This window comes from Brevibacillus laterosporus LMG 15441 (genome assembly GCF_000219535.2).
GTDB lineage: Bacteria > Bacillota > Bacilli > Brevibacillales > Brevibacillaceae > Brevibacillus_B > Brevibacillus_B halotolerans.
The window spans coordinates 3574664-3600866 of sequence record NZ_CP007806.1; the positions used below are offsets into that span (position 1 = coordinate 3574664).

The following is a 26203-nucleotide window of genomic DNA, read 5'->3' on the forward strand; positions in this document are numbered from 1 at the left end:
CTTACGTCATCTCGAAGTCATTAAAACTTCTCGTGTTGATTAATTCATATGTAATCTCTTCATCGGGATGATGTCTCAACTCAATAATGTAGTGGAAATCAGACAGCTTGTACTCTGTCTCTCTTGCAAAAATATCAGGGTGTTCAATGACTTTAGTAGCTGGGAAAGCCATAATCTCACGCAACAAGCTGTGATGACGTTCCGTTGAACGCATGGTTGAGACGATCCCATCAATCAAATATACATGATTAGCTGTCATTTCATCAACGGTCAAGGAACTACGAACTGTTTGTCTTAATAAAGTTGATGAAATAAACGTCCAGCGCTTATTGGAGGATACACTGGCTGCGATCATAGACTCTGTTTTACCTACCCGAGGCATTCCACGAATTCCGATTAATTGATGCCCCTCTTTTTTAAATAGCTCTCCTAGAAAATCAACCAGAATTCCTAATTCGTCACGAATAAAGCGAAATGTTTTTTTATCTTCCGCATCACGTTCGATATAACGTCCGTGACGAACAGCTAGACGGTCAAGCATGGTAGGCGGACGTAGCTTGTTAATTTCAATATTGCTTACTTTTAACAACAGGCTACGCAAGGCTTCAATCTTATCATTGTCATCTGTGGATAATAACATTCCTCGCGTATTGGTTTGAACACCATTAATTGTACGAATGTTGATGTTAAGCATCCCCAGAATAGAAGCTAAGTCTCCTAGCAAACCAGGACGATCCTTTATTAAGCGATATTCTAAATACCACTCAAAAAATTCCTTCTCCTCCGTGAGCATCATGTATCCCCTTTTTTTCTGTAAGAACAATCCTACTTGTTCTTCCCCCGTGATAGATGGCTTTTCAACAATAGTATACCATTTGCATGTAGAAGGACAAAGAAAAAATGCAGAAAACATGCCAATGATACCAATAAAAATTCTTTTACTGCACTTTATCAGCGGCTCGCTCTTTTGTTTATCAATAATCATTTCTATGCGCCGTTCAACTTATTATTCTCTTATAAAAAATACGCTTATTTTAATCTGTCTGCTTTTCTTACATTTCTTCGTATAAAAAACAGCCCTTACGTCTTTTCTAACGTAAGAGCTACTTTTCCTCAAAAGAAAAATCTATTCCATTTTACCATCGCTTACAAGCTTAACCATGACACTAGCTAGGGCGCGACGTTGCTCGTCATCACCAGCATCCCATAGTTGTTTAAGTAAACGTTCTTGTTCGTTTTTCGGATCAACCTGATCAGCAAGGTATCCACCGATTTGAAATGCTACATTTTGAATGGTATCGGAGTTCATACCAGCTTGTGTAGCTTGTTGGACACGTTCAGATAAAAAACCTTTCCAATCACTAAAGTTATCAAGTACTGACATCCCAATCCCTCCTTAAGCACTCTTCGGACGCTTTTTCATGTCCGCTCAGAATTAGAATGCGTTTCAGTCCTGATTTTTATACAAGAAGAAGGAAAAGTTACTGAGCTTTTACTACATCCATGTTTTCATTTCTAGGTATGCCAGCCACCATTAACCGAAATGGTTTGACCAGTAATATACCCAGCCTCCTTTTGGAATAAGAAGGAAACTGCTGCGGCTATCTCTTCTGGTCGTCCAAGTCGTCCCATTGGAATTTCTTCGGATACAGCCTCTCTTTCTTCCAAAGTAAACCGATCCATCATTCCACCTAAAATTGCACCTGGCGAGACCGCATTAACTGTAATGTGGTTACGTGCCACTTCTTTAGCCAATGCTTTTGTAAAACTAAGAATAGCACCTTTTGTCATGGAATATAAAACCTCACACGATGCACCTATCTCTCCCCATATCGAGGAGATGGTAACAATTCGCCCAAATCTAGCCTGTAGCATTGCTGGAAGTCCTTGCTGCGATACAAAAAAACAAGAGCCTATGTTAACTCGAACCAATTGATCAAATAATTCTGGGGTCACGTCGCTCAAGAGACCTACATGATCAATCGAAGCATTATTAACGATATACAATGGCTTCACTGGCATTTGACTAAACATAGCCGCGACTGCATCAGGTTGAGATAAGTCAGCCTGTAGCGCAATCGCTGGCACATTTTTGCTTTCACAATACGCTAACAATGTGTTTATTTTATCTTTCTGTGTGTTGTAATGAAGATATAGGGGGATTGATTCGTCTGCCAGCTTCCGGGCAATAGCTTGCCCAATCTCACCGGAAGCTCCCGTAACCAATGCCCATGCTTGCTTGTCTTCCATGTATTTCTCCTCTTCCCCGGTTGCCTATGCCTGTGAACGTACGATCGAGACCGCCATCTGACTTTCTTGTAGATGGTCATGCATACGTTTTTGTACATCCTCTAACGTAATTTTTTCTAAAGTAGGTACGATTTCAAACAAATCAATTCCATTAAATTTATAACTAGTAAATTGATTAGCAATAAATTCAAGGGAATTTAACGAGCGCAGGAAAAGTCCGATTCTTCTCCGTTTTTGTCGTTGGAACGATTCCTCATCAATTCCTCGCGCTTTCGCCTCCTTGATTTCCTGTGTGATAACGCTAACTAGCTTTTCGGGATCAGGTGTATCGCCGCCTAGAATCGTATAGCCGTAATCAGTCTCATTGCTGTAATCGAAATCAAAGGATTCTGTAAGGAGTCCTTCGTCATAATATCTTTGGTAAAAACTAGAGCTGTTTCCAAACAGCAACTCTAGCATCAATTTTGTCGTTAGTTCACGTTTTAGCAGCTCTTCACCAAATAATTGGTTTTTCACTTCTTTAAATCCGATGTATATTTTAGGGATTGCCACGGAAAGATGAGCTTCCACAAGCTTTTCTCCCACTTCAGTCGGTTCGTCTGGGAAAAAGCGTTCAATGATCGGGGCTGGTGGAAAACTTTTCGCTTGCTGATTACTACGAATCAATTCACCAATCTGATCTTTATCAAATCCTCCCACCACAAATAACACCATGTTGCTTGGATGGTAAAAGGTCTCATAGCATTGATACAGCATGTCTTTTGTGATCGGTGTAATGGTTTCGATTGTTCCAGCGATCTCGATTCGTACCGGATATTTTTGATACATGGCTTTCAACAAATTAACATATACTTTCCAATCCGGATTATCATCGTACATTTGAATTTCTTGACCAATAATTCCTTTTTCTTTTTCAACGCTTGCTTCAGAAAAATAAGGTTCCTGTACGAAATCCAGTAATATCTTCAAATTCTCCTCTACTTTATCCGTAGAAGAAAAAAGGTAAGCTGTCCGGTTAAAGCTGGTAAATGCATTATAAGAAGCACCGTTGCGGGAAAAATCCTGAAATACGTCACGATCTTCCTTTTCAAATAGCTTATGCTCCAAAAAATGGGCAATACCATCAGGTACATTGATGGTCTCCTGGTTATTTAATCGGAAATGGCTATCATTTGAACCATAGCGGGTTGTAAAAACGGCATAGGTCTTGCTAAAGCCTTCCTTTGGCAACAAATAGACTGATAAGCCGTTTGGCAGTTTTTCATGATAGAGTGTTTCATTTAACTGATCAAATGTTACTGTTTTCACCCTATTCCCCACCCTTCTTATCGCGTAGTAGATAAATCGTATCGAGTTCAATTTTTTTAGCTACATTGACAACATCCTGCACGTTCACTTTTTCAATCTCAGACAGCAGGGTTTGTAAATCACGGTTTCTGCCGCTTATGACTCCGTTATAGGCAAAATCCACCATCATTCTACCGCTATCAAGCAATTCTTTAAATTGATTGTACAAGGTAGCTTTCGTCATATCCATTTCTTCCTGACTGATCTCGCCATTTTCCATCATCGTCATCTGTTCCTTGATGATGGTGACCGCTTTTTCATAATTATTGACATCAATACCTGACATCATCATAACTACGCCTTTATGGCTTTCCAAACGAGACACGGCATAATAAGCCAAGCTAGCCTTTTCACGTACATTTAAAAAGAGCTTGGAATGTGGGAATCCACCTAAAATCCCGTTATACACAAGCAAAGCAGGATAATCATCGTCTTTATATACAATATTGGTGCGGCAACCTATGTTTAGCTTAGCCTGATTTACATCCATGCGATCTACAATTGTTTTTTGTTCAGTAACCTGCTTAGAGACCTGCTGAATGTTTAGATGGCTTTTATGCTGGGAGGGTAGCTGAAGATGCTTCTTACATAAAGCGGTAATCTCCTCTTCCTTCACATCGCCCACTACAAAGATTTCAAGAGGGTTATTATTTATAACTTGATGATAATAATCAGTAAGTGAAGCGGCATCTAGCTTTGTAACGTTATCTATTGTGCCGAATGCAGAAATAGCATATGGTTCACCCTTAAACATTTCTTCCGTAATCCGTTGATTTGCGTATCTCATTTTATCATTAACGATGCTTTCAATTTTTTTCGTTAAGGATTTTTTCTCTGCTTCAACATATGTGCTGTCAAACTGATCGTTAACCAAATAGGGGCGAGTAAGGATATCGCCAACAAACTCTATCGCGTCTTCAACTAATGACTGGCTTCCGCTTACATATTTTTGATTTGGAACCTCCATATATAGCTGGAGGACTTGGCGCTCCCCTTTTTTGGCTACATCAACGTCAAAAATAGCCCCATACAAATAATCAAGATGCTGACGAAGCTTTTGTGGTTCAGGAAAACGAGCTGTTGCACGCTTTAACACCATGGCAAGCAAAGCGGTTTTCGATGCATTTTCCTCCGTTAATTCCTGTTCAATGTTTACGATCATCGTAATTGATTTAAACTTTTCGGTCTGTAAAATATGTAGATTCATGCCATTTACCTGAGATTTCGTAAAAGCAATCTCCTGTGCCTTTTCAGCCATATGATTCGTCTCCCTCCTTATTTACGTACCTATTCTTTATTTTACCCAAAATAGGTAGCTTTCAGCAAAATGATTACATCAAATGTATGCCACACAACTGTACTCTTATACATCGTAGTTCATTCCAACAAAAAAAGACTGATGAGCGAAAAACTCAACAGCCTTTTCTGTAATGCCCTTCCTTAAAAATCACTTGTATCCCAATCGCTAAGCATCTCCACACTAGTATCGCTAGAGTCAAAACGACCACAGTCCGGATTTAAGCAGAGAATGCCATGTAATTGATTGTCCAAAAACACATGACCATTTACAAACCCACAGTATGGACATTCCCACATTTTGATACACCCCTTATGCTTTTTATCTCAAAGTAGTGTACCCATTCCCTGTCTAGGATATAAGTATGGCATATATCATATGCTTTTACTTCGTCGATTGGATTTCAATCGTTTCCAGATATTTAAGGAAAAAATAAGGATTAACAGCTTTACCTGTCTGATTGCTGTACAGGCCAAAATGCAGGTGAGGAGAAAACATACCTGTAGTTTCCATCGGTCCGTACCCTGTATCGCCTACAAAGCCAATTAACTGACCTGCTTTAACAGGACTACCCACCTTTATTTCAGGAGCAAAAGCGCTCAAATGGGCATAGTACACCCGATACTTACCAGAGGAATGTGTAATATTAACTCTCCATCCCCCCATGCTATTCCACCCTAAGCGATTAATGACTCCATTCGTTGATGAAAAGACAGGGACTCCATGAAAAGCCATTATATCAATGCCTTCATGATTTCTACCCTGAGTATCTGCGCCCCATGTTCGTTCATCCCCATATGTATTGTAAACCTGTTCATACCATGTACCTTTTTGCAAGGGGAAGACACTTTGCTTGGGGGCTAAGGCTTGATCAATGTTCCCTAGATATTGCTGCTTAGATTGTATGTCTAATGGTTTCCATGTCTGATTATACATACTAATGACTGGAATAGTCAGCGTCATTCCCTGGCGTATCTCTTCCTTTGTTAGACGAGAAGCATTCTGTATCGCCGAAATAGGCACACCAAATTTTTGACTAATCGACCATAACGAGTCCCCGGCCTGTACCGTATAAGTTGCTGGAGAGGTTTTAGTAGCCACCATCGCTACCTTCGATTGTTCATTATACTTTACCTGATAGCCTAATAATTCACTTATCGAACGTAAAGGGACTAAAATACGTCCTTCCTTTACTATAGGGGAAACATCTAGGCTATGCTTTTTTCCATTCCCCCAAGCTGTTTTTTGATTCACCCTATAAGTGAATTCGTTTGTTTTTGTCTTAATAACTACTTGCTTCGTTGATGCCTGATAAGTAACTTGTGCCTTAGTAGCTTCTGAAACAGCACGAATCGGTACCAGCATACGATTATTCACAATTTGTGGTTCTACATCTGTTTTTAAACCCTTTCCATCTACCATAAGGAAAACACGTGGCACAGAAGCAGCCTGTACTTGTATAGGGTTAATCCAGGAAATGGATAACAAGGCAGCACCCACCAGACTCCTTACTAACCATCGGCTCGTACTCCTTCGTAATCTGTTCATGTAAATATCCTCCTTATCCAAGTCAAACTTGTCCCATTATCCCATAGGTTACAAAAGGGTATCTATGCATAATTACTGGTAAAAAGTAGCCGAACAAGAAAAACCACCCTTCCGGACGGAAAGGTGGCCATTGATTTTTTAGCTAGATTTACCTTCAAATACATGTAGATTCTTATTAGAAATAGATAAATACCGTTTACTAACGAGAACCTGTTTCATATGGTTCACCACTTGCTTTTGGAGCACGTGATTTACCAACAAGACCAGCAAGTACCAAGATCGTCAATACGTATGGCAACATGTAGATAAATTCAACTGGAATGTATTTGGTAAGTCCAAATACTTGTACAAGTGTTTTAACAGCTTGAGCTAATCCGAAAAACAGAGCTGCTCCCATGGCACCTACTGGATGCCACTTACCAAAAATCATCGCTGCAAGTGCAATAAAACCTTGACCAGAAATCGTGTTGTGAGAGAAGTTTGATGTTGTTGTTAAAGCAACAGTTGCTCCACCCAACGCTGCCAAAGCTCCACTCAGCATAACCGCAATGTAACGAACACGAAATACATTAATACCGGCTGTATCAGCGGCACGCGGATGTTCCCCTACAGAGCGAAGTCTTAAGCCAAACTGAGTTTTAAACAGTACGAACCAAACGATTGCCACTGTGATAAATGCCAAATAACTAGTAGGATATGCTTGGAACAAAGCACGGCCCAAGAAAGGAATTTCACTTAAAAACGGGATGTCCCATTTGGAAAATACAACGCTCAATGTTTTGGTTTGACCAGCACCATCAAAAATGATTTTGGTAAGATATACTGCCAAACCTGTTGCCAAGAAGTTAAGAGCAACACCACTTACTACTTGATTGGATTTAAACGTAATCGAAGCCGCTGCATGTGGCAGGGAAAAAATAATACCACCAATACAAGCCGCGATTAAACCAATCCAAGGTGCGTACGGCGCTGGCTCCATAAAGTAAGTAACAACTGCTCCAATGAAAGCTCCCATTACCATGAGGCCTTCCAGCGCAATGTTAACTACCCCGGAACGTTCAGAAATAACACCGCCAAGTGCCGCGAAAATGAGGGCTGTGGAAAATACGATCGTGTCATGTAAGAGATCGCCACCAATGGTTAGCCATTGCATCTTTACAGCACCTCCTTCTTATTCTTCTTAGATAAAACAGGTTTTAAAATAAATCTTACAATACCATGAGCGGCAACGAAGAAGATTACAGAGGCAATTACCACACGAATTAACTCTACAGGTACGCCTGCTCCCATCTTCATTCCATTTGCTCCAAAGGACAATATTCCAAATAAAATAGCACCTAATACTACCCCAATTGGAGTATTACCACCAATTAATGCAACTGCGATTCCATCAAAGCCATACCCAGGCTGAGCGGCCATAATAGCTTGATAATGGAACACCCCTAGAATTTCAGCGGCTCCACCCATACCTGCCATACAACCTGAAATAAACATAGCTTTAATAACGTTATTATTTACATTCATACCAGCATATTGTGCCGCATGCGGGTTAAAGCCTGTCGCACGAAGCTCAAAGCCTGTTTTTGTTTTCCAAAGAACAATATAGAAAAGGAGAGCTAAAACAAGAGCAAGTAATGTTCCCCAATGCATACGTGCACTTTCAAACATTTGAGACAGCCAGCCAATTGCAATAGACGCTGATTCCTTAATATTTTCAGAACGCTGTTGTCCTTCTGGAACCAATGTAGTCACCAGAATAAAGTTCACCATATACAAAGCAATCCAGTTCATCATGATTGTAGTAATAACCTCGTGGACACCACGTGCAGCTTTTAACCAACCTGCAAAAGCCGCCCACAGCCCACCGACAATTGTACTAACAATAATGGTTAATGGAGCATGAATATAGGCAGGTAAGTCCAGCTTTACACCAAGGTAAACAGCTGTAATCATACCCATCATGAATTGACCCTCTACTCCGATGTTAAAAAGACCAGTACGGAAAGCAAAAGCAACAGCCAATCCACTAAAAATCAAAGGGGTGATCTGGCGAATCGTTTCACCAAAATTATAGGCGTCACCAAATACTTTCTTGACCAGAGAACCATAGGCTAACAATGGATCAAATCCACCTGCTAGCATCGCAATCGCCCCGACGATGAGTCCAAGCAGAATCGCAACAACAGGAACGATGAAAGAATCCTTCGTAAAAATCTTAAATACACTATTCATCCTGTTCGCCTCCTTGAATGCGTTTTCCACCTGACATCATCAACCCGAGCTCTTGTTCACTCGTTGTTTTCGGATCAACAATACCAACGATTTCACCTTCATAAATAACAGCGATCCGATCGGAAACATTGCGTATCTCATCTAGCTCAAACGAAATGAGTAGAACCGCTTTTCCCTTATCGCGTTGTTCAATTAGGCGTTTATGAATAAATTCAATCGCACCTACATCCAGCCCGCGTGTTGGCTGAGCTGCAATCAACAGATCAGGATTTTTGTTCACTTCACGTGCAATAATCGCTTTCTGTTGGTTACCACCCGACAGAGCGCGTGCTAGTGTATGTATCCCTGGCGTACGAACATCGAATTCTTCAATAAGCTTTTCTGCATGTTTGTTAATCGCATCATAATTCAAAAATCCATTTTTATTAAATTCAGGGTGGAAATAAGTCTCTAGAACAATGTTTTCAGCCATGTTAAAATCGAGAACTAAACCATGCTTATGTCGATCCTCTGGTATATTAGATAGTCCTGATTCAGAAATAAAACGCGGAGTTTTATTGGTTAAGTCCTTACCATTTAGAGTTACTGAGCCTTCCTGACACTTACGTAGCCCCGTTAACACTTCAATCAATTCAGACTGACCGTTACCGTCAACTCCCGCAATTCCAAGAATTTCACCAGCCTTAACATCAAAGCTGATTTTATTTAGGGCATTAACTCCACGATTACCCATTGCTGTTACATTTTTCACAGATAGACTTGCTTCTTTAGGATTAGCAGGCTTTTTATCTACAGAAAACGTTACGTCCCGCCCAACCATTTTGGAAGCCAATTCATCTGGATTCGTATCTTTAATAGCTAGAGAGTCGATAGTCTTACCACGGCGAATAATGGTGACACTATCACAAATTGCCATAATCTCTTTTAGCTTATGGGTGATTAAGATAATCGTTTTTCCTTCTTTAACCAAATTACGCATAATCTCTATTAACTCGGAAATTTCCTGCGGTGTAAGAACAGCCGTTGGTTCGTCAAAAATGAGGATATTAGCTCCGCGGTACAAGGTTTTAAGAATCTCAACGCGTTGTTGCATCCCTACTGAGATGTCTTCAATCTTTGCATACGGGTCAACCTTGAGCCCATACTGTTCAGATAGTGCTTGTACCTTTTTAGCCGCTGAATTGATATCTATCTTCAAACCATTCTTTGGTTCTTTTCCTAGAATAATATTTTCCGTAACGGTAAACGGTTCGACAAGCATAAAGTGTTGGTGAACCATTCCAATACCCAATTCGTTAGCAACATTTGGACTGGTGATTTTCACTGGTGTTTCATTAAGTAAAATCTCACCCTCATCAGGCTGATACAACCCAAATAGAATATTCATTAGAGTGGATTTACCTGCACCATTTTCACCTAAGAGCGCGTGAATCTCGCCCTTTTTTACTTTAAGTTGAATATTATCATTTGCAATAATTCCTGGAAAGCGCTTCGTTATTCCGCGCATTTCTACTACAGTTTTTACGTCTTTCATTTCACTCACCCCGTTTTTCTGGGTAATAATCCACAAGTAACTCTGTACAAGGCAACAACAAGGCTAGTCATGAAACTAGCCTTGTTGCTTATTTTCTTCAACAAATAGAATAACTAGATCAATTACTTAACAGCTTTTTCTGGAACTTTAATTTCGCCACTTACGATTTTTGCTTTAAATTCATCAACTTTTTTCAGAACTTCAGCTGGCACATTGATAGTAGAAGTAGATGCTAAACCTACGCCGTCTTCAGCGATACCTAGGTTAACAACTTTTCCACCTTCCCATTTGCCTTCAGCCATATCTTTGGAAACTTTGTAAACAGCCTCGTCTACTTTTTTCACCATAGAAGTTAAAGTGATTTCGTTACCAAAGTTAAGAGATTGGTCTTTGTCTACACCGATAACCCAAACATTTTCGCCTTTTTTCTTACGATCAGCAGCTTCGTTGAATACACCGTCACCAGTAGCACCAGAAGCATGGAAGATGATATCTACACCCTGTGCATACATACCAGAAGCAGTGGATTTACCTTGGTCTGGCTTATCAAATGCACCTGTGTAGATAGATATTACTTGAGCTTCCGGATTAGCGGCTTTTACACCAGCAAGGAAACCAGCTTCAAAACGTTCAATAACAGGAATTTTAACACCGCCTACGAAACCAATCTTTTTGGTTTTCGACATTTCAGCAGCTACAACACCTGCCAAGAAAGCACCTTCTTGCTCTTTGAACAATACGGATGCTACGTTTGGAGCATCAACTTGCGCGTCAATGATCGCTAGTTTCGAATCTGGGTTTTGGTCAGCAATTTTCTTAATTGGTTCAGCCATCATGAAACCAATACCCCATGTTAGATCCCATTTTTCCTTAACAAAGTTGTTCAAGTTTGGTACGTAGTCAGCATCGCCATTACTTTGAGCATAGTTTGTTTCAATGCCTGTGTCTTTGTTTAGTTTCTGTAGAGCTTCCCATGCACTTTGGTTAAAGGAGTTGTCGTTAACACCACCAACGTCAGTAACCATACCAACCTTTGCAGAAAGTTTCTTTTCTGCCGCTGGAGAAGCGCTTTCTTTACTAGGCTCAGTTGGTTGAGCTTTACCGCAACCAGTTAGCACTAGTGAAAGACTCAGGGTTGCCACGGAAAGAACAGATAGGATCTTTTTCATGCTTGTGATACCCCCAATTATCAGTTTTTATGTAGACAAGAAAATATCAGACTATCAAATTTGGGTGATGATTCAGGAGCTTGGAGAGGGCACTTCATAAATAAAAAACGATAATTTGTTTATTTTGTTCTCTACCAATTCCTATTAAGGAAAAAACACCCATTTTCGACATGATTCCAATATTTTCGCCAGCCCGTAGAAATTTTACCCCATGTAAGAAGCGATATGCAAGCGAATTTTTTATTCTATCATTCGGAATATGTTAGTTTTCTTACTCTTTAACATAAAAAACCTTTTAAGAGATTTGTGATTCAGATGATGGTCGTGGAATTCGTACCTCTCGTGGTTTACTCCCCTCGTATGGACCAACAACTCCTTGGGCCTCCATCATATCTATAAGCCGAGCAGCTCTCGTATAGCCAACACGCAGTCTTCGTTGCAATAGAGAGGCTGATGCTGTCTGAGCTTCTGCCACAACCTGTACGGCCTGATCATACATTTCATCGTCCATGACCATTTGTGGCTCCTCGCTTATTTCCTCGGGAATCATTTCTTCACTGTATTTTGCTTCCTGCTGTTCCTTCACAAAGGATACGACATCTTCAACTTCCTTATCTGCAACAAAAGCCCCTTGTACGCGGGTTGGTTTGGAGGCTCCCATAGGTAAGAAAAGCATGTCTCCTCGCCCAAGTAATTTTTCTGCGCCTCCCATATCTAAAATCGTTCGGGAATCAGCCATAGACGAAACTCCGAAGGCAATTCGCGATGGAATGTTCGCCTTTATCACACCTGTAATGACGTCAACAGAAGGCCGCTGGGTCGCAATTAAAAGATGAATTCCAGCTGCGCGAGCCATCTGGGCTAATCGACAGATGGCATCTTCTACCTCTCCTGGAGCTACCATCATTAAATCGGCCAGCTCGTCCACTATTACAACGATATAAGGTAGGGGAGCCGTAAGTTGCCCTTGTTCTGCGTTTCTCACCATCTGGTTGTACATTTCTATGTTGCGACAATTCGATTTAGAGAACAAATTGTAACGTCTTTCCATTTCTACCACTACTTTTTTTAAAGCTACAGAAGCACGTTTTGGATCAGTTACAACAGGCGCTAGCAAATGTGGTATACCATTATAAACATTAAGTTCTACCATTTTCGGATCTATCATCATTAATTTCACTTCGTTCGGTTTTGCGCGCAATAAAATACTCATAATAATCCCATTAACACATACTGATTTACCACTTCCTGTAGCTCCAGCCACCAATAAATGGGGCATTTTTGCTAAATCTGCCAAAATCGGCTCACCAGAAATATCGCGTCCTAAAGCTACAGTTAATTTGGCTTCTGAATCTTTGCATTGTGGACTTTCTAAAACCTCTCGCAGTGTTACCAACGAAATCTCACTATTGGGAACCTCAATACCTATGGCAGATTTGCCGGGTATAGGAGCCTCAATTCGAATGTCTTTTGCTGCTAAGGCTAAGGCTAAGTCATCTGTTAAACTTACGATACGACTTACTTTTACCCCAGTAGCAGGTTGTACCTCATAACGTGTTACGGCTGGACCGCGATGGATTTCAGAGACAATAGCGCTCACACCAAAGCTTTTCAGCGTTTGCACTAGCTTAGCCGCATTTGAGGCATGATCTACGTCTTTTTGTTGACCAGTGTTCTTCGGTCTTGATAGCATGGACAAATCAGGGATTATATAAGTACTTTCAAGCTGACTATCCTCTGTTTGAAAATTTACCGTCACATCCGGCATATCTTCTCCTTGAGAATCAGCCTTTGTTTTAATCGTGATCTTGGCTGATGTTTCTGTTTTGTTTGGCAGATTTGTCATTTCCTGCTCTGGGAGAGTCTCTACTCGCTCTGTGAAATCTTTTATCACAGGTGAGACCATCGCTGGTTCACTATCCATTTGCTCTTCCCAAGGGGTACTGTTATCTACAATCACTGGCGGTGGAGCCTCTATCGAACTGGCATGCTCCAAGTTTGATCCATTCCCGAGCTTTTCCTCTGATTTTTTCTTTTCTTTTTCTTCTTGTAAAAGCTGCATGGATTCTTTAACTGATTGCTTTGTTTTCATATAACCTGCGGACAGCTTGCCTCGAATGATATTGAACAGATCTACATAGGAAACCTGGAAGATAAACATGATGCCTATCAAAAAGAAGAGGCCAACAACAAGACCCGTTCCAACTGTGCCAATTAACGCATTGGTTACTGTAAATAAAATAGCTCCGATCATTCCCCCGCCGACGCTTACGGTCGATACTCTCTGCTTCTGATCCTCTAAAATTCTCTCCCAGGTGAGCTGAATCATATTTTGATCGAAACGTCCATTACCGGATAAAAGCTCATATAACAGCAGATGGTCCCATAATAGAATTCCCATGAAAATGATGAAAAAACCGAACATTCTTGGACTCATTCTGGGGAGTTTTCGAACGAACATCATATATACAGAAATCACAATAAGGGCAACAGGTATCAGAAAATCCCATGATCCTGCAAACATGCGAAATAAAAAGGAAAGGACTCTTTGACCTAACCAACCACTCTCCAAAAGACCGATCACACTGAGACAGATTATAATAAGACCAATCAGTTCCAGCTTAATGATCGAGGCCCATGCCGATGGGGATGTTTTTCTCTTTCTTCTACTCATGGCACGCTTGCCTCCTTTACGTATGATTACTTTTGCTTTTCCAGTCCCCTTGTAACATTCCCTTTTGACAGCGAGAATCCCTGCTTTAAGGGAACAAAAACAGCCGGAGTTGGTGCGTCCGGCTGTTTTTGCTATCTTAATTAGTATACCACAGGAAATTGTTACAAATACAAACCACTAACAAAATTCCTTTATTAATCAAATGAAGGACGAAATTTAACTGTTTGCCCAGGTGCATAGGCTGGATTGACATAGTCATGAGGATTAGGACTAATCAGACGTACAATTTTTCCTTCATAGGAATTAATAGGCTCTACCAGCATGACTGCCGCTCCCATTTGGATTTCCTGAATTTGCTGCTTTTCCACCTGCTCCTGGTTATCAAATATGAGCTCCATTGGCATAACAGAGTAAATTATCATTGAAGCACACCCTCTTTATTACGTTTTTCCTCAATAAGTTCATTTAGTTTCTTTAACGCTTTCCCAAGTCCACCTACTTCATTAATTAAGCCATACTTAACCGCATCAGAGCCAATTACATTCGTTCCAATATCTCGGGTTAATTCACCTGTACGTAGCATGAGATCACGGAATTTCTCCTCTGTAATATCCGAATTACGAGCGACAAATGAAACTACTCTATCCTGCATTTTATCCAGATACTCAAAGGTTTGTGGTACACCAATAACAAGCCCCGTTAAACGAATCGGATGGATTGTCATTGTCGCTGTCTCAGCAATATAGGAGTAATCACCTGCAACAGAGATTGGCACACCGATAGAATGCCCACCACCAAGTACGAGGGTAACAACAGGCTTCGATAAGGATGAAATCATTTCGGCTAAAGCAAGACCGGCTTCAACATCGCCACCCACTGTATTTAAGATAACCATAACACCTTCAACCTTTTGGTTTTGTTCTGCTGCCACCAATTGGGGAATGATATGCTCGTATTTCGTTGTTTTATTCTGAGGGGGTAATTGAATATGCCCCTCTATTTGGCCGATGATTGTTAGGCAGTAAATATTGCTTTCCAATTGAGGTACGTTAGTCTGGCCAAGCTGAGTAATATTGTCTATTAGACGTTTTTTAACCTCATCTGAAGGCTCCTGCTGTGGTGCTGGCGTATCTGGCTGCTCTTGAGATCTTGAGCGGTCTGGTTGTATTTGGGGTGTTTGCGGACTCTCCTCATTATTGGTTCTATTCATTGTAAATGGGGGCTTACGCAAATAATCTTTAGGATCCATCTGGCTAACGACCTCCTTTATGCTAGTTGTAGTATGGGTTAGCCCTACCGAATTCATGCATTGATGGAAAAGCTAGCCTGCTTATAAAATTGTTTCACATAAGTCAAATCCTTATAAAAAAACACTCCTTTCATATTTGATGGCACATTCAGCCAATCATCCATGACAGGAGTGTTTTTAACGTCTATTTACTCTCTAAGCCTTTATTTAATTTTTCGCTTGCCTTAGCAGGAATCTCTGATATTTGTACCTCAGTATAGGAAACTACTTGATCAGGCTTCACATACACTTTAAGATACGCCTTTTGACGCAATTGTTTAAGACCAGTAAATGTAATCGTCTTTTCCATTCCATCCTTATCATATCCAGTTAACGTATATTCGTACAAGTCTGTATTTGACACTTGTTTACCTTCTCCAATGATCTGAACATAATAAAGGTCTGCACCTATTTTTTTGAATCGATTGTCTTCAAAAAGATAATACAAACCGCCTAAAACGATCAAGAAAACTAAGATTCCAATAATTGCCTTCTTCATTTTCATTCTCCTCTATACGAATTCTCTTGCGATCAGTATAAGGGAGTTTTGGCCAATGTAACATTGAATATCCTTTCATCAATATTACATTTTTGTAAGATAAGGCATGTATCTGCTATCTAGAGACCATTGATCCTTTTAAAAGGGAAGCAAGCGGGAAAGCAAATTCAGGAATCCCCGCAGCATAAGGAGTATACTCATATAAACCAAAATAAATGATTACGGAATCTCCTTTGATATAGAACGCTTGTTGCTCATTAATCGTTTCGAACGGTGTTAGTAAATACCCATATTTTTGTTGAAATTGTTTCTTTATTTGTTGTGAAATTTCTGCTTTATAATCAGGGTTTTCTTTAAGAAGGTCTTGAAGCGAAAGAATTTTACCTGTTTTGATATCGATTGTATAAGCAACCCGATCAACCATTCCGTGTGCTCCACCCGTATATGTATACTGATCAAAAACGACGCTAATTAATCCGTTTTGATTATAGGTAATCTCGTAATCAAGTGAGTAATCATAAGGATTTTCACCCTCTCTGATCTCCACAGAAGCTTGAGAACCCATTTCAAAGGTTTCTAGTGCAACCTTTTCTAGCTGATCGTTTATTTTCCGTTGAATTTCTACATTGGAAGAAAGCCATTTTAATTGCGGATATTGTATCGATACGTTTGTATGATTTCTGTTGATTTTCAGTTCTTTATTCTCGAATTGCAGGTCATTTTCGGATACAAAATGGGTGCTTACAGCTTTTGTAACGGAATCCTGTGAAATAGAAAAACCCATGTTTTCACAAATAACCCGCAATGGTACCAGTATGGAAGAGTCTTTGATTCGAGGGGCTTCCTCCATATACAGCTTATGTCCATTTACGAGATAGGCATTATCTTCTACCTTCATTACGATTTCCTTTTTTGAAGATAGGATTGAAATACGTTTTGTTTGGGGCTCGTAGTATACATGAAATCGGAAATCGTTGCGTAACGTATCTAATGTTACAAATGTAGTTCCCTTGATGACTTCTCCGGCACTTCTAAGCAGTTTGGTGTCGACCAATACATCAATCTGCTTAGTAGATTCTGCCCAGACGGAATTTGCACCGAACGTAACGCAATGAAGCATTGCTGCTACCATCAAAATAAACCCTCTTGCTTTTCTCATACAAGATTCTCCTTTATGTACAGAACGATTCCTTCTTTTTACCATGACGCGAAAAGGACAGTATATCACATGTGATGCTTGTTTGTACTCCTTCATTAGCATTTCACATACCTCAGTACAGCTTTTATTATTACTTTTCCAGGTTAACTTCTTATTCTAAAAACGACGACCCATCAACGAAATCTTGACAGGTCGTTCATACTGTATCCCTGTTCCCACAGGCCATATATTTTATGCCTCTTTAAGAAGAAATGATTAGACTACCTGCCTGACTTCTACATTTATTCACCCTTAACCACTTCTGTCGCTTCAAATGATCGCATGTCATATTGCAGCCGAATCAACTAACTAGATCGAAGCGATTTAATCAGCAGTCTGATCAGTACGTCCTATTCGAGATGGAACTAAAAGACTTATTTATCAGACTTATATGGATTTATTTTAAATTCATCCTTCCCAAAACTTTATTCCACATCGGTTACAAATAAATTACCTTTTTGTTATGGTACGAGTAAATTTGAACACTTCATCCGCTGCCCTTTGACGCCCTCCAGACTTATGAAATGACTGACTGATTTTTTTTGCCTTTTCCTGATAAATCGGATTTTCTAAAACCTCGTGAACAGCTTGTTTAATATCCTCTGATGATAGATTTTCAAAATCTAACAAAACTCCTGCTCCAAGCTCCTTTACCCGTCGTGCTATCATAGGTTGATCATTAACAATGGGCAGCATAACTAACGGTACCTCAAAATAAAGTGATTCACTTATGCTATTCATCCCACAATGGCTAATAAACACATTTGTGTGACGTAATACATCTATTTGAGGAACATAATGACGCACAATAAAGTTATCTGGTATATCCCCTAATTCTTCCATTGTTGTATTCTTTCCAATGCTAAGTACTACCTTACCATCTACGTCTTTTAAAGCCGTAAAGCATTTTTGATAAAGCTCTAGCTGTTGGTTTACGATCGTTCCCATAGAGATGAAGATGACTTGTTTTCCTGTTAACTCATCAATGGGAAAATCACCAAGGTGACTGCTATCTGGTATGGAAGGACCTACAAAAATATAGTTGTCATCAAACTGCTCACTATTTCTCTGGAAATAAGAAGAAGTGAACACAATATTTAAATCAACTGGCCCAGGATTAGATAAAAAAAATCCCGGAAATGGAACTTTATATTTGTTTTCTAATTGCTTTTTACATTCTTGTATTTTTTCCAATTGTAAAAAATTTTGAAGCGTAGCCAGCCTCTCTAGCTTCCCTTTTTCATCATCTGAGTCTGTTAGTGTCATATTTTCATGAGGATCATTTGAAAATGCAAATGTAGTCCAAGTAGCAATGGATAATAACTTACATTGGTGAGCAATCCAGGTACCTACCATCGTTTGTGCATCGTATAAGAGATAGTCATATGTCTCATTCGTAATTTCGTTTTGTATGGTATCCGTTATCATTTCCATGGCATGTAGAAATTGCAGGAAAAACTCTACCGGCTGTGAATTAATCAGATTACTAATTTCTTGAAGTATTTCTTGCGCCCTTTGATCCACAGGCCGAAATATAGCTCCTGTTTGTTCAATTTTCTCTTGAAAATGATTGGACGAATAATAGACAATCTGCTCCCCGCGCTTTACTAAATCTGTTACTAGCCCTAACGTTGGATTTACATGACCTTCTCCCAACATACTGATATATAGTGCCTTTGCCATTTGCTTCCCTCCCATAATAAAAGTTGTTCTACTCCCCATTCCGTTTTTTTACAGGATGCCCACGGAAATTCGTTAGAACTGCTGCTTGTGAATGAAGATCCCTATAAAACCAAACTTAGTTATTATTTGTTTGGATTATAACAAACAATTTCATTTTTTGTCTACATTTTATTCACATCCCTTTCGTTCCGTATTCTTACGTCTTAGCTATTTACAGTTTTGAATTTCTAATAGATTCAGTTCATGAAATTACACAGAAAATGAATTTACGTAGATAAAAAAGCAAGTAGGCTTACGTTTTTTTAAAAACACCATCTATTTAATGGTACAATTCTAAATAGATAGATAACTAAAGCGAAAGTATCAATCTCTACGATTTGCTCGTTTTACTTGCATTCTTATTAGGAAAAGGTAGTGAAATTAGCTTATAGGAGGACGTATTATGGCAACAGCAACAGATATTTTTTGGAGACCAAGCATCGGAAGCGGCTATGAACATTTGCGATTAGTAAAAGACGATCACAAGATAACGGTTGACAGTTTAGTAATTGGAAAGACAGACGAGGGTGCAATTTTTCGTGTACAATATCAAATTATTCTTGACACGAATTGGATCGTCCGCAAAGTAACCATACAGTGTATTGGCAAAGAACAATCCCTGATACTGACCTCTAATGGGAAAGGAGAATGGCGGGATGCGCATGGAAAGGTCATCTCCGCTTTAGCAGGATGTATTGATATCGACATATCCTGTACCCCATTTACGAATACACTCCCTATCAATCGCTTAGAGCATACCCTCTCTACTCCACAGGAAATCTCTGTAGTTTACATATCAGTACCCGATCTATGTTATCGTCAGGTAAAACAGACCTATACTCTGATGAAAACAAACCATACTGAATCGATTTTTACCTATCAAAGTGGCAGTTTTATAGAAAATATCAAGGTAGATACTGACGGAATCGTCACAGAGTATCCGCAATTGTTTTTGCGCGAATAAGCCCATCCTTAAAAATGTGATTATCCTATATAAAGCTGCGTCAAATCATATAGCTTTTGAATAGCTGCATTCTGCACAATGACCTAGGCCTACTATGAATTAGCATAAGTAGGCTTAGATTTTATGTTTCCAAATGCAGGCAGGCACTCGTTAATTTGCACGGAGTAAAAAGGGAAATAAGCTATTTTCCTTACACTAGCAATAACTAATTTTTCAGCTAATACAGGATCATTTCATACCGACAAACCTCACAGTCCCCTTGTTTGTTGTATGAAAAATCTTTTAAGCTGAGCTTGAGATCCTGATAGCCATACAATGAGCCTATTTTTACTGAATCGAAGCCAAATGTATCCACAGCTCAAATCTCTTTAGTAAATGATAATCCCTTGTCGGCTAAAGCGCGACGGATTTGATCCATTGCTTTTGGACCCATACCATGTAGCTTCATCACCTCGGCTTCACTTCGTAGTGTAAATTGTTCTAGCCGGAAATAGCCTGCCCCTTCGAGTGCGCGTCTTGCCGGCTTGGCTAGCGTACTCGGTAAATCACTTTGTGTTTCATGATCATTCTGAGCCATCAGTAACCCACTCCCTCCTCCTTATTGAATCCCTCTTACAATTTCATTCTATTCTAGTTCAGCTCCCTTCATTATTTATAAAAGATTTCAAACAGGATTAGACAAGCTTCTTTTTTAAATATTTTTTCCATATAGCATGCAACATAGGTGCATTGCTCAGGTCTGACTAGCTTCGTTAACGAAAGTTATTTTTGTAATATATTTACATTATATAATTTTTCTGTATATAATAAATCATATAGAATGATCTGTCTACAGCGACTTGATGATATATAGAGTCAGGTTAACTAGCAATCATAAACAGTCATTTATTATTTGCACCTATTAGTTGGGATGTTGACATTATCTAGTAAGATATCCTCTCCACTATCCGAAAATAGCTCGTGTGTTTTCGTAATCATGATTTCTCTCTGCTCATAGGAATTCATACGATCATACTTACTCCCTACATCAAATCTGGTTTTAAACTCTTCCATTTCCTTGTATCATGATCCACTCCTTTCTTTTTTATTTATAGTTGAAGCTGTTTAAATACCTTTTTCAAAACAAAAAGCCGAAAACCCTTGCTGTGCAAGGATTTCCGACTCTTTATCGTCATGTCTGGAATTACACTTCCATGATGATAGGTAAAATCATTGGTCTTCTACGTGTTTGTTCGTATAAATAACGTCCAAGTGTATCTTTTACATTATTTTTCAGCGATGACCATTCATTTACTTTTTCATCCATACATTTTTGCAGAGTTTGGGCTACGATACGATTTGCCTCTTCCATCAATTCTTCCGACTCACGTACATATACGAAGCCACGCGAGATGATATCAGGTCCAGACACGATAGTACCATGTTGTTTACTGAGGGTAACGACAACAACCAGAATTCCATCTTGGGATAATAATTTTCGATCACGTAAAACGATGTTACCTACATCGCCTACGCCCAGTCCATCAATAAGAACATTGCCAGCATGCACTTTAGGACCGTATCTTGCCTGACCCTTTGCAATTTCCACGGTATCTCCATTATCGAGTAAGAAGATATTCTCAGATGCTACTCCCACCTGTTCAGCAAGTATTGCATGCATACGCTGCATACGATACTCCCCGTGAATCGGGATAAAGTATTTAGGTTTCATCAGGTTAAGCATTAAACGTAGCTCTTCCTGGCTTCCATGTCCAGATACGTGTACAGTACCATTTGGACCATGTCCTCCATAAATAACTTCTGCACCTGCTCGGCATAAGTGATCGATGGTGCGGGAAACGTATTTCTCGTTCCCTGGAATTGGTGTTGCTGCAATGATTACTGTGTCACCAGGCATCATGTCTATTTTCCGATGGGCGGATCGGGCAATGCGGGTAAGCGCTGACATAGGCTCTCCCTGACTTCCTGTTGACAGAATAACTACTTGTTCTGATGGTAATTTATTACATTCATCAATATCTACAATTACCCCTTCTGGTACATGTAAATATCCTAAATCCATACTTATAGTTATAACATTGATCATACTGCGCCCTACTAACGTTACTTTACGATTGTATTGAACAGCAGCATCAAAAACTTGTTGGATACGATGAACGTTTGATGCAAACGTGGAAACGATAATTCGCCCCTCCGCTTTATGAAAAACTTCTTTTAACGCTTTCCCTACTGAACTTTCAGATCCAGTAAAGCCTGGACGTTCTGCGTTTGTACTGTCTGATAACAAGCAGAGTACGCCTCGTTCCCCAATTTCCGCCATTTTTCCGAGATCAGCTCTTTGATTGTTTACGGGGGTTTGATCAAACTTAAAATCTCCGGTATGGACGACATAACCTTCAGGGGTTTCCAAGCAAACGCCGACTGAATCAGGAATACTATGATTTACTCTGAAAAACGTTGCAGTTAATGTACTGCCAAGACTTACTTCTGAATCACTATTGATCAAGTGACGAGTAGTTGTATTTAGGATACCCGCTTCCTTCAATTTGACATCAATCAGACCTAGCGTTAACTTTGTTGCATATACCGGCACATTAAGGTGACGCAATACGTAACTTAGTCCTCCAATATGATCTTCATGTCCGTGTGTAATAATAATTCCGCGTACTTTATCACGATTTTCTTCCAAATAGGTAATATCAGGTATTACCATATCAATCCCCAGCATTTCCTCCTCTGGGAATTTGAGACCAGCATCAATAACAACGATGTCTTCATCGGTCTCTACTACGTACATGTTCTTACCAATTTCGCCAACTCCGCCCAGGGCAAAGATAAGAACACTTTGATTCAACTTAGACAATGAATGTACCTCCTATATTTAGTTGTCAAATTACACCTCAAATTAAACCGCCCCAAATCGCTTATCCCTATTATATCCGAATTAAAAACAGGAATACAAGTAAGAAAAGCATATATATAAATTTATCTAGACATTAGTACGCCAGCTCTGAAAAGGGTTTGCGGTTTTTTCCTTTGAAATTCTGCTCTCTATTATTTGTAAAGATATGGGACAAATAAGAGGTGGACCGTACAATCCATAATCTTATAAATCATTTTGTTACCTGTAAAATACTGACTCAAGACATATGCTTTACACAAAAAATCGCTGAGTAGTCATTTAGATATGACATACCCAGCGATTTTGTCAAAACGCTAATACAACAACGGATTTCATAGGTACCAGAAGGGCTAACTTCTAAAGAGCAGCAATCTACAGCCATTCATCTATATAGCTAGCTTCTTCGTCCGTCAGCTCCACAAGCGGTAAACGAACACCGCCTACCTCAATCCCTTTTTTGTTTAGCGCAGCCTTAATTGGTGTTGGATTAGGATATTTGAATGCACCTTCAAAGATCGGAACTAGCTTACGATGAAGAGCTGCTGCCCTAGAAGTATCTCCCTTGAAGAACGCATCCATCATTTCCTTCATCTCTAAACCAATTACATGGCTCGTTACGCTTACTACTCCAACTCCGCCAATAGAGAGTACCGGAATAGTTAAACCATCATCACCGCTATATAGCTCAAAGCCTTGAGGTGCACGTTCAATGATCTGTGCCATCTGGGTAAGATTACCAGACGCCTCTTTAATACATACTACATTTGGTAGTTCAGCTAAACGTAAAGTCGTGTCCGCTGTCACGTTAATTCCTGTACGTCCAGGAACATTGTATAGCATGATTGGCAGCTCTACTGCTTCACTAATAGCCTTAAAATGCTGATACAACCCCTCTTGCGATGTACGACTGTAGTAAGGAGCCACCAGCATGATCGCATCTATACCCGTTTTTGTTGCTTCTTTTGTGAAAGCAATGGTTTCTTCTGTATCATTGCAACCTGTACCTGCGATGACTTTAACTCTACCGTTCGCTTTTTGTACACTAAAAGTAAATAAATCAAGCTTTTCCTGTTTAGAAAGAGTTGGTGATTCTCCTGTTGTACCACTTACCACGAGTGCTTCTGAGCCTGTGTCTATTAGGTAGTTGATCAGTTTTTCTGTGCGATCCCAGTCAATTTGGCCCTTGTCATTAAAAGGCGTTACCATGGCAGTCACAATACGTCCAAAAATAGCCATGTTTTTTCATCTCTCCTCTTTCTTCCTTAATAGGCTCTCTAACTTCTGCTCTACATAACTATAATCGAGCATTAGACAAATCAAACTGCTGATGCAATGCCCGCACAGCCCTAGCCATATCCTCGTCATGCACTAGCACCCAAATGGTTGTATGTGAGTCAGCAGATTGCAGGATTTGTATCTCCTCTTTCGTAAGTGCTTCTACAATATGAGCCATAACACCTGGTACTCCTGCAATGCCAGCGCCAATTACCGACACCTTAGCACAATGAGGCATTATTTGAGGCTCATAGCCCATGTCAGCTAAGATAATCGCCGCCTTTTCAGCCATATGATCGTGTACCGTATAAGCGACACCTAGTGGATTTACATTAATAAAATCAACGCTGATATTATGTTGTGCCATTGCTTTAAAAACCTGAAGCTGGGTATCATATTGTCCTTCTTTAGAGAATACCTTGATCTGTGTAATATTAGGAACATGAGCTATCCCCACTACAACTCGATCACTAAAGGATTCATTAAAACGGCCTAACTCATGTAGACTGGTAACCAATGTTCCTGGTTCGTCTGAAAATGTGGAGCGCACACGTATTGGAATATTGGTTTGCATAGCGATTTCCACAGCGCGTGGGTGAATCACCTTAGCACCTAAGTGCGCCATGTTGCAAATCTCCGTATACGTGACGGTATGAAGTGACTTAGCCTCGTCTACTATTCGTGGATCGGCCGTCATAATGCCATTTACATCTGTAAAAATATCAACCATGTCAGCTTTTAAGGCGACGCCAAGTGCTGTTGCTGTCGTATCGCTTCCTCCGCGGCCTAAGGTGGTCACTTGCCAATCTTCCGTACGCCCCTGGAACCCTGGGACGATGACAACACGCCCTTGCTCAAGCTCTTGTTGAATACGATCAGGTTCAATCGTAAGGATTTGTGCGTTATTAAAATCATTAGTAGTTATGATATTAGCTTGCCCACCCGTTAAAATTGTGGACTCGATGCCTCGCTCATTAAGCATGCTGGATATGACGCAAGCGGAAATAATTTCCCCTGTATGCAATAACAGGTCGTTTTCGCGCGCTCGTAGGCTGTCCCCATTTTGACGGATCAATTGTAATAGCGTGTCAGTGGCGTAAGGATCACCCTTACGCCCCATCGCTGACACAACTACTACTAAGGAAAAGCCTTCCGCCAGTGCTTTTTCAATGTGGCCAATTGCCCGATTGCGATGATCCTCCGTTGTTAAGGATGAACCCCCGAACTTTTGGACAAGTATTTTCATGAAAACCTCTCTCCTAGCTGTTGGCCTTGATAAGCTCCTCGGCAATTTGTACGGTGTTCCACGCAGCACCCTTTAATAGATTATCTGATACAACCCACATATGGATCCCACGTGGATGCGTTAAATCTCGGCGAACACGACCGACAAAAACTTCAAGCTTATCCGCAGAATCGGTAGCCAATGGATATTTTTGTTCTTCAGGGGAATCGACAAGCACAATACCAGGTGCATGTGCTAGTAAAGATTTCACTTCTTCCAGTTCATAGTCATTTTTTAATTCGACATAAACGGACTCACTGTGACCTTTTACTACAGGAATACGCACACAAGTAGCTGCAACTAAAACTTGATCGTCACCCAATATTTTCTTTGTTTCGTTTACCATCTTCATCTCTTCATACGTAAATCCATTGTCTGTGAAAACATCAATTTGCGGAATCGCATTAAAAGCAATCTGATGATGAACCGGAAGCTTGGATACTGGCAGTACATTTGCTTCCGGCTCTTTCCCATCTAAAACATCTCTGGTTTGAGTCAACAGCTCATCGATAGCTTGAGCACCCGCACCAGATACAGCTTGATACGTAGAAACAATAATCCGATCTATTCCAAAACGGTCATAAAGAGGCTTCAATGCCGCAACCATCTGAATGGTAGAGCAGTTAGGGTTTGCAATGATTCCTTTGTGTTTGCGCGCTGCATCCATGTTAACCTCGGGCACAACCAATGGGACTTCTGGATCCATTCGATAAGCACTCGTATTGTCAATGACAACCGCTCCATGACGTACAGCATGAGGAGCTAATTCCTTACTGATCGCTCCTCCTGCACTGAACAGAGCAAAATCTACACCGATAAAGCTATCAGGTGTTGCCTCTTCAATTGTCACTTCCTGACCTTTAAACAGTACCTTTTTACCAGCCGATCTTTTTGAAGCTAATAGCTTCAGTTGACCGATTGGAAAATTTCGTTTCTCCAAAAGCTGAATCATTTGCTGTCCTACTGCTCCTGTCGCTCCCACGACTGCGACATTTACCTTCAGTTGGTTCTCCATCTTT

Annotated in this window: 23 protein-coding genes; 1 reads left to right on the forward strand and 22 read right to left on the reverse strand. The window is 40.1% G+C overall.

The window, feature by feature from the left end:
* Position 1 precedes the first annotated feature (1 nt).
* The 17 genes from BRLA_RS15540 to BRLA_RS15615 form a co-directional block, all read right to left on the reverse strand.
* On the reverse strand, positions 2-793 hold the full coding sequence (locus BRLA_RS15540; RefSeq protein WP_018670903.1) for a DUF3388 domain-containing protein: 792 nt from the start codon (positions 791-793) through the stop codon (positions 2-4).
* 333 nt (positions 794-1126) lie between these two features.
* A complete protein-coding gene (locus BRLA_RS15545; protein WP_003337000.1) occupies positions 1127-1384 on the reverse strand; it encodes a DUF3243 domain-containing protein in 258 nt (85 codons plus the stop codon).
* A 131-nt stretch (positions 1385-1515) separates the two neighbouring features.
* On the reverse strand, positions 1516-2250 hold the full coding sequence (ymfI, locus tag BRLA_RS15550) for an elongation factor P 5-aminopentanone reductase (protein ID WP_003336999.1): 735 nt from the start codon (positions 2248-2250) through the stop codon (positions 1516-1518).
* 24 nt (positions 2251-2274) lie between these two features.
* Positions 2275-3558: an EF-P 5-aminopentanol modification-associated protein YfmH gene (yfmH, locus tag BRLA_RS15555; protein WP_003336998.1), complete on the reverse strand. Its 1284-nt coding sequence runs from the start codon at positions 3556-3558 to the stop codon at positions 2275-2277.
* Between the two features lies 1 nt (position 3559).
* Positions 3560-4855 carry an EF-P 5-aminopentanol modification-associated protein YfmF gene (yfmF, locus tag BRLA_RS15560; protein WP_003336996.1) on the reverse strand — a complete coding sequence of 432 codons (1296 nt, stop codon included), beginning with the start codon at positions 4853-4855 and terminating at the stop codon, positions 3560-3562.
* Positions 4856-5037: 182 nt separating this feature from the next.
* The gene (locus tag BRLA_RS24325; protein WP_003336995.1) at positions 5038-5193 is read right to left on the reverse strand and encodes a hypothetical protein; all 156 of its coding nucleotides are present in this window, start codon (positions 5191-5193) and stop codon (positions 5038-5040) included.
* Positions 5194-5278: 85 nt separating this feature from the next.
* On the reverse strand, positions 5279-6442 hold the full coding sequence (locus BRLA_RS15565) for a stalk domain-containing protein (RefSeq protein WP_003336994.1): 1164 nt from the start codon (positions 6440-6442) through the stop codon (positions 5279-5281).
* Between the two features lie 199 nt (positions 6443-6641).
* On the reverse strand, positions 6642-7595 hold the full coding sequence (locus BRLA_RS15570; protein WP_003336993.1) for an ABC transporter permease: 954 nt from the start codon (positions 7593-7595) through the stop codon (positions 6642-6644).
* Between the two features lie 2 nt (positions 7596-7597).
* Positions 7598-8674 carry an ABC transporter permease gene (locus tag BRLA_RS15575; RefSeq protein ID WP_003336992.1) on the reverse strand — a complete coding sequence of 359 codons (1077 nt, stop codon included), beginning with the start codon at positions 8672-8674 and terminating at the stop codon, positions 7598-7600.
* Entirely contained in the window at positions 8667-10208 is a 1542-nt protein-coding gene (locus BRLA_RS15580) for an ABC transporter ATP-binding protein (protein WP_003336991.1), read from the reverse strand. The genes BRLA_RS15575 and BRLA_RS15580 overlap by 8 nt, the downstream gene beginning before the upstream one ends.
* Before the next feature lie 122 nt (positions 10209-10330).
* On the reverse strand, positions 10331-11377 hold the full coding sequence (locus BRLA_RS15585; RefSeq protein ID WP_003336990.1) for a BMP family lipoprotein: 1047 nt from the start codon (positions 11375-11377) through the stop codon (positions 10331-10333).
* Positions 11378-11672: 295 nt separating this feature from the next.
* Positions 11673-14051: an FtsK/SpoIIIE family DNA translocase gene (locus BRLA_RS15590; protein WP_003336989.1), complete on the reverse strand. Its 2379-nt coding sequence runs from the start codon at positions 14049-14051 to the stop codon at positions 11673-11675.
* Positions 14052-14245: 194 nt separating this feature from the next.
* Positions 14246-14473, reverse strand: coding sequence for a YlzJ-like family protein (locus BRLA_RS15595; protein ID WP_003336987.1), 228 nt, complete (start codon positions 14471-14473; stop codon positions 14246-14248).
* Positions 14470-15300 (reverse strand): ClpP family protease, encoded by an 831-nt coding sequence (locus BRLA_RS15600; RefSeq protein ID WP_003336986.1) that lies wholly within the window; start codon positions 15298-15300, stop codon positions 14470-14472. The genes BRLA_RS15595 and BRLA_RS15600 overlap by 4 nt, the downstream gene beginning before the upstream one ends.
* Positions 15301-15484: 184 nt before the next feature.
* On the reverse strand, positions 15485-15838 hold the full coding sequence (locus BRLA_RS15605) for a YxeA family protein (RefSeq protein WP_003336985.1): 354 nt from the start codon (positions 15836-15838) through the stop codon (positions 15485-15487).
* Positions 15839-15953: 115 nt separating this feature from the next.
* Complete coding sequence (locus BRLA_RS15610) at positions 15954-16997, reverse strand: PdaC/SigV domain-containing protein (RefSeq protein ID WP_041752289.1); 1044 nt, start codon at positions 16995-16997, stop codon at positions 15954-15956.
* 489 nt (positions 16998-17486) lie between these two features.
* On the reverse strand, positions 17487-18719 hold the full coding sequence (locus tag BRLA_RS15615; RefSeq protein WP_003336983.1) for a macrolide family glycosyltransferase: 1233 nt from the start codon (positions 18717-18719) through the stop codon (positions 17487-17489).
* Positions 18720-19161: 442 nt separating this feature from the next.
* Here BRLA_RS15615 and BRLA_RS15620 point away from each other — a divergent pair, with 442 nt between their 5' ends.
* Positions 19162-19722 (forward strand): putative glycolipid-binding domain-containing protein, encoded by a 561-nt coding sequence (locus BRLA_RS15620; RefSeq protein WP_003336982.1) that lies wholly within the window; start codon positions 19162-19164, stop codon positions 19720-19722.
* Between the two features lie 358 nt (positions 19723-20080).
* Here the strand turns inward: BRLA_RS15620 and BRLA_RS15625 are convergent, their stop codons facing one another.
* The 5 genes from BRLA_RS15625 to BRLA_RS15645 form a co-directional block, all read right to left on the reverse strand.
* On the reverse strand, positions 20081-20299 hold the full coding sequence (locus BRLA_RS15625) for a helix-hairpin-helix domain-containing protein (protein ID WP_003336980.1): 219 nt from the start codon (positions 20297-20299) through the stop codon (positions 20081-20083).
* 606 nt (positions 20300-20905) lie between these two features.
* A complete protein-coding gene (locus BRLA_RS15630; protein WP_003336978.1) occupies positions 20906-22585 on the reverse strand; it encodes a ribonuclease J in 1680 nt (559 codons plus the stop codon).
* Between the two features lie 411 nt (positions 22586-22996).
* A complete protein-coding gene (dapA, locus tag BRLA_RS15635) occupies positions 22997-23860 on the reverse strand; it encodes a 4-hydroxy-tetrahydrodipicolinate synthase (RefSeq protein WP_003336977.1) in 864 nt (287 codons plus the stop codon).
* Between the two features lie 58 nt (positions 23861-23918).
* A complete protein-coding gene (gene dapG, locus BRLA_RS15640) occupies positions 23919-25145 on the reverse strand; it encodes an aspartate kinase (RefSeq protein ID WP_003336976.1) in 1227 nt (408 codons plus the stop codon).
* A gap of 13 nt (positions 25146-25158) precedes the next feature.
* Positions 25159-26199, reverse strand: coding sequence for an aspartate-semialdehyde dehydrogenase (locus BRLA_RS15645; protein ID WP_003336975.1), 1041 nt, complete (start codon positions 26197-26199; stop codon positions 25159-25161).
* Positions 26200-26203: the final 4 nt, after the last annotated feature.

Excerpts from the sequence above, each read along its gene's own strand:
- BRLA_RS15540 (WP_018670903.1), bottom strand. The coding sequence starts at position 793 with ATGCTCACGGAGGAGAAGGAATTTTTTGAGTGGTATTTAGAATATCGC.
- BRLA_RS15545 (WP_003337000.1), bottom strand. The coding sequence starts at position 1,384 with ATGTCAGTACTTGATAACTTTAGTGATTGGAAAGGTTTTTTATCTGAA.
- ymfI (WP_003336999.1), bottom strand. The coding sequence starts at position 2,250 with ATGGAAGACAAGCAAGCATGGGCATTGGTTACGGGAGCTTCCGGTGAG.
- yfmF (WP_003336996.1), bottom strand. The coding sequence starts at position 4,855 with ATGGCTGAAAAGGCACAGGAGATTGCTTTTACGAAATCTCAGGTAAAT.
- BRLA_RS24325 (WP_003336995.1), bottom strand. The coding sequence starts at position 5,193 with ATGTGGGAATGTCCATACTGTGGGTTTGTAAATGGTCATGTGTTTTTG.
- BRLA_RS15565 (WP_003336994.1), bottom strand. The coding sequence starts at position 6,442 with ATGAACAGATTACGAAGGAGTACGAGCCGATGGTTAGTAAGGAGTCTG.
- BRLA_RS15570 (WP_003336993.1), bottom strand. The coding sequence starts at position 7,595 with ATGCAATGGCTAACCATTGGTGGCGATCTCTTACATGACACGATCGTA.
- BRLA_RS15575 (WP_003336992.1), bottom strand. The coding sequence starts at position 8,674 with ATGAATAGTGTATTTAAGATTTTTACGAAGGATTCTTTCATCGTTCCT.
- BRLA_RS15580 (WP_003336991.1), bottom strand. The coding sequence starts at position 10,208 with ATGAAAGACGTAAAAACTGTAGTAGAAATGCGCGGAATAACGAAGCGC.
- BRLA_RS15585 (WP_003336990.1), bottom strand. The coding sequence starts at position 11,377 with ATGAAAAAGATCCTATCTGTTCTTTCCGTGGCAACCCTGAGTCTTTCA.
- BRLA_RS15590 (WP_003336989.1), bottom strand. The coding sequence starts at position 14,051 with ATGAGTAGAAGAAAGAGAAAAACATCCCCATCGGCATGGGCCTCGATC.
- BRLA_RS15595 (WP_003336987.1), bottom strand. The coding sequence starts at position 14,473 with ATGATAATTTACTCTGTTATGCCAATGGAGCTCATATTTGATAACCAG.
- BRLA_RS15600 (WP_003336986.1), bottom strand. The coding sequence starts at position 15,300 with ATGGATCCTAAAGATTATTTGCGTAAGCCCCCATTTACAATGAATAGA.
- BRLA_RS15605 (WP_003336985.1), bottom strand. The coding sequence starts at position 15,838 with ATGAAGAAGGCAATTATTGGAATCTTAGTTTTCTTGATCGTTTTAGGC.
- BRLA_RS15610 (WP_041752289.1), bottom strand. The coding sequence starts at position 16,997 with ATGAGAAAAGCAAGAGGGTTTATTTTGATGGTAGCAGCAATGCTTCAT.
- BRLA_RS15615 (WP_003336983.1), bottom strand. The coding sequence starts at position 18,719 with ATGGCAAAGGCACTATATATCAGTATGTTGGGAGAAGGTCATGTAAAT.
- BRLA_RS15620 (WP_003336982.1), top strand. The coding sequence starts at position 19,162 with ATGGCAACAGCAACAGATATTTTTTGGAGACCAAGCATCGGAAGCGGC.
- BRLA_RS15625 (WP_003336980.1), bottom strand. The coding sequence starts at position 20,299 with ATGGCTCAGAATGATCATGAAACACAAAGTGATTTACCGAGTACGCTA.
- dapA (WP_003336977.1), bottom strand. The coding sequence starts at position 23,860 with ATGGCTATTTTTGGACGTATTGTGACTGCCATGGTAACGCCTTTTAAT.
- dapG (WP_003336976.1), bottom strand. The coding sequence starts at position 25,145 with ATGAAAATACTTGTCCAAAAGTTCGGGGGTTCATCCTTAACAACGGAG.
- BRLA_RS15645 (WP_003336975.1), bottom strand. The coding sequence starts at position 26,199 with ATGGAGAACCAACTGAAGGTAAATGTCGCAGTCGTGGGAGCGACAGGA.